5 protein-coding genes are annotated in these 7,446 nt (G+C 34.5%); all 5 read left to right on the top strand.

Features of this window, described 5'->3' with window-relative positions; genetic code table 11:
- Positions 1-760 precede the first annotated feature (760 nt).
- The 5 genes from JML65_RS18780 to JML65_RS18760 all read left to right on the top strand — a co-directional run bounded on the left by JML65_RS18780 (position 761) and on the right by JML65_RS18760 (position 7,137).
- On the top strand, positions 761-1,927 hold the full coding sequence (locus JML65_RS18780) for a T9SS C-terminal target domain-containing protein (RefSeq protein ID WP_202271701.1): 1,167 nt from the start codon (positions 761-763) through the stop codon (positions 1,925-1,927).
- Positions 1,928-2,067: 140 nt separating this feature from the next.
- Entirely contained in the window at positions 2,068-4,719 is a 2,652-nt protein-coding gene (locus JML65_RS18775; RefSeq protein ID WP_202271700.1) for a 4-alpha-glucanotransferase, read from the top strand.
- A 139-nt stretch (positions 4,720-4,858) separates the two neighbouring features.
- On the top strand, positions 4,859-5,875 hold the full coding sequence (locus JML65_RS18770) for a hypothetical protein (RefSeq protein WP_202271699.1): 1,017 nt from the start codon (positions 4,859-4,861) through the stop codon (positions 5,873-5,875).
- Between the two features lie 178 nt (positions 5,876-6,053).
- Positions 6,054-6,500, top strand: a complete 447-nt coding sequence (locus tag JML65_RS18765; RefSeq protein WP_202271698.1) for a hypothetical protein — start codon at positions 6,054-6,056, stop codon at positions 6,498-6,500.
- A gap of 127 nt (positions 6,501-6,627) precedes the next feature.
- On the top strand, positions 6,628-7,137 hold the full coding sequence (locus tag JML65_RS18760) for a ferritin (RefSeq protein WP_047494702.1): 510 nt from the start codon (positions 6,628-6,630) through the stop codon (positions 7,135-7,137).
- Positions 7,138-7,446 lie beyond the last annotated feature (309 nt).

The raw sequence follows: 7,446 nt of genomic DNA, 5'->3' as shown, positions 1-7,446 counted from the left end.
ATAGGTGATAGGTGATAGCACTGTCAACCCTCAACTCCTAACTCTGAACTCCTTAACTCATTACTCCTTAGAATATATATTGAAGTCTCAATACTGAGATCCCTACGGGATGACAAAGGAGGTGGAGTATGATAAAGTAATGCTGGACACTGTTAACTCCTAACTATCAACTCTCAACTCTTTTCTATTTTTACAAAGAATGGGCTAAAGCCCGTCTCTACTGAATATCCATATTCTGGATAAACTAACTTTTGTAACCAGGAGTCAATCATTGACCATTCACTATTTATACTCATAACTCATCACTCCTCATTTATTATTTCTGGACTCATTTCATTATTCAATAGAAATGGGCTAAAGCCCATTTACTAAAAATGATTTTCCAATAGGGCTTTAGCCCAAACTTAAGAATGGCAACGTATGCAAGATAATTATACGGGTTTATGTTTGGGCTAAAGCCGATGGATTGTTTTTGTATTTTTATAAGAACGGGCTAAAGCCCGTCCCTATTGAATATCCATATTCTGGATAAACTAACTTTTACAACCAGGAGTCAATCATTGATCGTTCACTATTCATCACTCTTAACTCATCATTATTCTTTTTTGACTGATAACCTCCCTTATTTGCAAAATATCAGTATTTGGATTAATTTATTGTAAATATTATTCAAATACCGGTGTATTTTTGTTTTTTCAATTTTAAAATTATGTAACTTAGTCATAACCAAAATGATTACGAATTCTAGAATATACATATTATGAAAAAACATTTACTCCCTCTATTTGTATTATTATTAGGTACGAATGTTCATGCCCAGCAAGATTTCTTTGCGATAACCGGAAAGGATACCCAGAGTATTAATTTTAATGACTTTCGGGTAATTGATCCTGCAAGTGGACTATCTGGCGAAAAAGTCTTTACAGCAGAATCTTCTGCTAAAGTATTTTCACAGATCAGAAAAACTACGGTAATGGAAGATAGAAATTCTTCCCATAACTCTCAGGCTGCGACGATGGCTGCACTAGCTTATAATTCTTCTAATAATAACTTAGTGTACATACCCATGTTCTCTTCCAATGTTTATATTTTACATCCTGAAACTAAGGAAATCACTTTAATAGAAAATAATATAGGAAAGGCTTCGTCCTGTGATATCAATTCTCATATAACGAGAATGACTGCCGGTTATGACGGCAACATTTATGCTGTGAATAATGCAGGAACACAGTTTTTGCAGATCACGAATAGAAATGGTCAATATGAAGTAAACGACTTAGGAATTATAAAAGATGACAGTTCTAATGGTAAAAATTCATTTACTGCTATAGAAACCGGTTTTGGAGGGGATATGATTGCTGATACAGATAATAATTTCTATATTTTTGCGGCATCCGGAAATGTTTTTAAGGTATCAATAAAAGAGTTGAAAGCAAAGTTTATAGGTAAAATTGCAGGTATTCCCGATAACTATTCTGTAAATGGCAGCGCTGTGAATGCAAAAGGTAAAGTTGTTATTGCAAGTGCAAAGGGAGCTCCTTTATACGAAGTGGATTTAGGGACTCTGCAGGCACAGCAGATTCCGGGAGAACAAAATCTCCACATTTATGATCTGGCCAGCAAATATTTTGCTAATGATAAGGCCTCTTCAGCTAATACATTGACTAATATTGATGTTTATCCAACGAGAGTTAATGAGCATTATGTCAATGTTTATATGAACAATAAAAATATTAAAGGAACTATTCACTTTAATGTTTTTGATATATCCGGAAAAAATGTGATGACACAAAGCTTGAATGTAAAAGATGGCTCTTTACAAGATAAGGTATATTTCAAAAACCTTGTGAGTGGTGCCTATATTATAAGTATTGTTGATGCATCCGGAAAAATATTACTGAATAAAAAGATTTTGGTGACAGAATAAGTTTAATTCTCGAGAACAAAATTTTGTCCATAAAATATAGAACCTTCTTAGATTAATTTGAGAAGGTTTTTTAATGATTATTTGATATTCGATAAGTTTTATCTTTCGATATTAAAATGTAATTTTATAAAAAAATATAGATGAAGCTATACTTTAATGTAGGCTATGTTGCAAAGGCCGGAGAAAATCTGCAATTAATTATTGGTGAGGAAGGAGCTTCAGCCCATATTCATACTATGTTTTATGCAGAGAATGGACTATGGAAGTGTGAAGTAGATTTCTTTTCCAAATCAATTTCTTACAAATATCAGCTTGTAGATGAAAAAGCTCGTGTTTTAAGAGAAGAGTTTGTTTTACATCATCTTAATTTTCCACATAATTATAAGGAGTTTATTATTTTCGATGAGTGGAATAATAAAAACTTTCCTGAGCATTATTTAAATAATAAAATTCTATATAATAAATTGCATGGGTTTCTCCCGGAGAAAGTACCTGTCTTAAAAAAGCATACACATTTATTCAGGTTGGAAGCTCCTATTTATAATTCTGATTGGAAAATTGTATTGTTTGGAAGTACAAAATCATTAGGAAGCTGGAATATAGATAATGCCGTTCATTTGTACCAAACTGACTTTGGAGTTTGGGAAGCCTCCGTTGAAATTCCGGAAAATGAATTTATTCAATTCAAATATTGTCTTTATGACGTCAAAGAAAAAAGGGCAATAGATATTGAAACCGGTGAGAACAGATTTACGGTAGCTAATCCTTTTACAGATGTTCTTCAGATGGTTTCTAACCACTATTTTAAATTCAAGGCATATCAAATGTATCATGATGCCGGAGTAGCTGTGCCCGTCTTTTCCTTAAGAAGTGAAGAAGGATTTGGGGTTGGCGAGTTTTCGGATATTAAAAAGTTAGCAGACTGGACCCAGGAAACTAACCTCGGAATTATTCAGATCTTACCCATCAATGATACTACGGCGAACTATTCCTGGACAGATTCTTATCCTTATGCTGCAGTATCAGTGTATGCACTACATCCACAATATATTTCGCTTGAAAAACTTGATTTTCCTTTACCGGAAAAACTAGTTGATGCTTATCTGTCTGAAAAAGAAGCTTTAAATACCCTTGAGCTGATTGATTATGAAAAGGTGATTGCCGGTAAGTGGAAATATCTGAAAGCCATTTTTAATACAGAAAAAGAAAATGTTTATAAAGATCGAGGTTTCAAAAAATTTATAAAAGACAATGAATCCTGGCTTGTTCCTTACGCCGCATTTTGCGTGCTGAGAGATAAGTATAAGACTCCTAATTTTAATGAGTGGAAAACCCACAAAAAATATATAGCTGGGAAAATCTTACAGTTTTTTACTCCAAAAAGTAAAGACTATGATAGTTCTATGCTTCATGCTTGGGTACAGTATCAGCTTCACAAACAGTTGAAAGATGCTGTTGATTATGCCCATAACCTTGGTATTTCTTTAAAGGGAGATCTTCCTATAGGTATTTACAGATATTCTGTAGAAGCATGGGCAGAACCTGAATTATTCGGTATGGATTTTCAGGCTGGAGCACCACCGGATCAGTTTACAGAGCTTGGTCAGAACTGGGAATTTCCTACCTACAACTGGGAGGCGATGAAGGAAGATGACTATAGGTGGTGGAAAAATAGGTTCAAAGCATTGGAGCAGTATTTTGATGCGATGAGAATTGATCATATTTTAGGGTTTTTCAGAATCTGGAGAATGCCAATTTCAGCTGTACAGGGTATTTTAGGATATTTTTATCCGGCTGTTCCTATTGTTGCTGATGAATTTAAAGCCTGGCAGATTCCGTTTAATTTTGACAGATACTGTAAACCATTTATCAATACTCAGATCTTATGGGATTACTTTGGAAATAATAGTGAAAAAGCCCTTGAATTTATTGATCGTAATCAGGATGGTACCTATTCTTTTAAGGAAGAATTTAATACCCAGAGAAAGCTGGCCGATTTCTTTAAAAAGCATCCTGGTGGAGTGCTTGAAGAACGGCTGATCTCACTTTGTGCCAATGTGTTATTTTTAACGGAGGAAAGAAATGGTGAGCTGGTTTATCATCCGAGATTCAATGTATATCATACAGAATCGTATAAATACCTGCCGGAATCTGAAAAGAAAAGCATTTACGATTTATACCATGACTATTTCTTTAGAAGACAGGACCATCTATGGTACGAAAAAGCTATGGAAAAACTTCCTGTAATTCTGAATGCCACCAAAATGCTGATCTGCGGGGAGGACCTCGGAATGGTTCCTGCATGTGTACCAATTGTCATGGATGAACTGGCTATTATTGCCCTGAAAGTGCAGCGTATGCCTTCAGAAAATATTCCATTCTATAATCCTAAGAATGCCGGTTATATGAATGTGGTTACGGCCTCTTCCCACGACAGTTCTACATTAAGGCAATGGTGGAAGGAAGATTCTGTTTTGACACAGAAGTATTTTAACCAACAGTTGATCCAATACGGAAAAGCTCCGGAAGATCTGAACCCAGATCTTGCTGAGATCATTATGAAGCAGCACCTATACAACGATGCTATGCTGGCTATTTTCCCTATCCAGGAATTTTTTGCTACAGACGCAGAACTGTCCAATAAAAATATTAATAACGAAAGAATCAATAATCCTGCTGTTTTTCCGCATTATTGGCGATATAGAATGCATATAAAACTGGAAAGTCTAAAAGAAAAACAAGTTTTCAATGAAAAAATATCCCACTGGATAATAGATAGTGGAAGAAGATAAATTTAACAGCTGATTATCAGTGAGTTAAAAATATATTAAAAGAAGTTTAATCTTATGATTTAACTTCTTTTTTTTATTTGAATCAAAAAGATAGAATTAAGATATTCTGCTATATATTAACCAATTAACGACTATAGAGATGAAAAAAATATTTTTGGGATTAGCTCTAGGCTTTGGCGTCTTGACGCTAGCTCAGCAATATCCGAATAATGGTTGGGAAGATGATGGTTATTATCAGAATGGAGATGGCTATTATAGCAACGATGATGACAGGAATTATTTTCCGGATGATTATTACTACAACTATCCTCAGGATTATTATCCTGGCGATTATTATCAGAGTTATTATAACGATTACAGAAATAGTATTATTAATATTGACTGGAACGGTTTTTTCGTACAAAACAGATTAAATCGTTGGCAAGTCGACCAGATTATGAGATTGAATAATCTGTATTCAAGTTTTACAACTTGGGACAATTTTTACAGATATAATCCGGACAGATGGTATTATGACAGATTTTATGCACTGGAAAGAATTTTAGGACCTAGAGTTTTTGTCGTTTTCCAAAATAACTATTATCGTGGCTCAAGCCCAATTATTTATTTCCAAAATTACAGAAGAACATATTATGTACCAAGATATGCTGTAATGCCAAGATACAGAAATGTAAATATCAATATTTACAGAATGGACAGATCAAGATTCCGCAGAATGGATAATCCTACTTTTGATATCATCAGAAGAGATAGCAGATCTAATAACGGATTTAGAGGCCCTGTAAGAGATGGCAGTAATTCCGGAGGTTTCAGGGATAATGACAATTCGGGAGGTTTCAGAGGTAATAACGGAGGTGGATTCAGAGGAAACAGTGGCGAAGTCAGAAAAGAAAATAATGGAGGTTTCAGAGGTAATTCCGATAATTCCGGAGGCTTCAGAGGTAACAATGGAGGAGGATTTAGAGGAAATAGTGGCGATGCCAGAAAAGAAAACAGTGGCGGCTTCAGAGGCAATAGTGGTGAAAGCAGAAAAGAAAATAATGGTGGCTTCAGAGGAAATAGCGGAGGCTTTAGACAAAAGTCTGAAAGTTCTGCACCAAGTCAACAAAACCGTGGTAATAGCGGTGGCTTTAGAGGCAGTTTGGTAAGGAATTAATTTTCATATATTATATTTAAGTGGTGTGAAGGGCAGGTTTTTATAATCTGTCCTTTTTTTGTTGTTTTATTGATTTATTTTAATTAAAATTTAACATTATTTATGAATATGTTAATTTAACTTGTGTTTTAATTGTTAATCAAAAAGATGTAACAACAATTAATTAAAATTTTTAAAGATGAAAAAATTAGTTTTAGCAATAGCATTTATCGGAATGGGAAGTTTTGCAATGGCACAACAAACCACTCCTCAGGACAAAGAAGCAAGAAGAGCTGAGATGCAGCAAAAGAGACAGCAAAAAGAACAGGAGCATTTGGCACAAATGCAGAAGGATCTTAATCTTAACCAGTCACAGGTAGCACAAATAAAAGATCTGCATGAAAAAAGAAAGGCTGAAATGAAGGCTGATTTTGAAAAAAATAAAGAGACCAGACAGGCCAAGATGGATGAGATGAAGGCTAAAAGAGCACAAATGGATGCTGATATGAAACAGATTCTTACTCCTCAACAATATGATAAATGGCAGGCTGACAGAAAAGCTAAGATGGAGCAGAGAAGAGTAGCAATGAAAGATAGAAAAATGATGAAGAAGCCCATGAATACAGCTACTCCTGAAGTAAAATAGTAGTTTGTAATTGTAGTTTTTTAATGTGTAAAGGATGGGAGTTTTTCCATCCTTTTTGTATTAATTTTCGGTAAAACTTTTGATTTCGGGCATTTATTCCCTATTTTTGAATATAAATTTAATACTTATGGTTAGCGAAAAAATTGCAAAATTAATTAACGAACAAATTGCCCACGAACAATATGCTGCTCAATACTATCTTTCAATGTCTGCCTGGTTTTCAGGAAAAGATTTAGATGGAATTGCCAACTATTTCAGAGTGCAAAGCAAAGAAGAGTTGATGCATGCGGATAAAATGTTTGATTATTTAAATGATGTAGGGGGAGAAATTATCATTGGAGAAATTGCAAAACCTCCTCATGAGTTCGATAATGCAACAGATATTTTCGAGAAGGCGTTGGCACATGAGAAAATTGTTACTAAAAGTATTTTCAATATTGTAAAGAATGCTAACGAAGAAGGTGATTTTGCAACGACATCTTTCCTACAATGGTTTATCAACGAACAGGTAGAAGAAGAAGCAAGTGCTTCGCAGTATGTGACAAAGATTAAGATGGTTTGCGACAACCCATCTGCATTATATCTTTTTGACCAGGAATTGGCACAAAGAGTCTTTACTCCTGATCCAGCTGCTTAGTACTCAGCTATTTTTAAAATATAAGACCGCTTTTCAACAGAACAGCGGTTTTTTATTTCTATGGTTACAATAGGCTGTAAAAAGCTATAATGGCTGATCAGGGTAACGATGCTACAGAAGGCGAAAAGACACTAGCAAAGAAAATAAAGTCTGAAAATCAATTATTTCAATGTTTGTATTAGATAGCAGCTTATGGGCGGGTTTATGCCAAATAATAGACAAAAGGTAAGAGAATGAATAAGGTAAAATGATCAGCTGGACATTAAATATAAACTTCCAGTTCCTGATGATGCAGCTTTTTAGTTTAAT

It is taken from the genome of Chryseobacterium sp. KMC2 (assembly GCF_016756935.1).
Taxonomy (GTDB): domain Bacteria; phylum Bacteroidota; class Bacteroidia; order Flavobacteriales; family Weeksellaceae; genus Chryseobacterium; species Chryseobacterium rhizosphaerae.
This window is presented reverse-complemented; position numbering and strand designations above follow the sequence as displayed.

Bases quoted from the DNA above. Each gene is read 5' to 3' on its own strand.
- JML65_RS18770 (WP_202271699.1), top strand. From the start codon at position 4,859: ATGAAAAAAATATTTTTGGGATTAGCTCTAGGCTTTGGCGTCTTGACG.
- JML65_RS18775 (WP_202271700.1), top strand. From the start codon at position 2,068: ATGAAGCTATACTTTAATGTAGGCTATGTTGCAAAGGCCGGAGAAAAT.
- JML65_RS18760 (WP_047494702.1), top strand. From the start codon at position 6,628: ATGGTTAGCGAAAAAATTGCAAAATTAATTAACGAACAAATTGCCCAC.
- JML65_RS18765 (WP_202271698.1), top strand. From the start codon at position 6,054: ATGAAAAAATTAGTTTTAGCAATAGCATTTATCGGAATGGGAAGTTTT.
- JML65_RS18780 (WP_202271701.1), top strand. From the start codon at position 761: ATGAAAAAACATTTACTCCCTCTATTTGTATTATTATTAGGTACGAAT.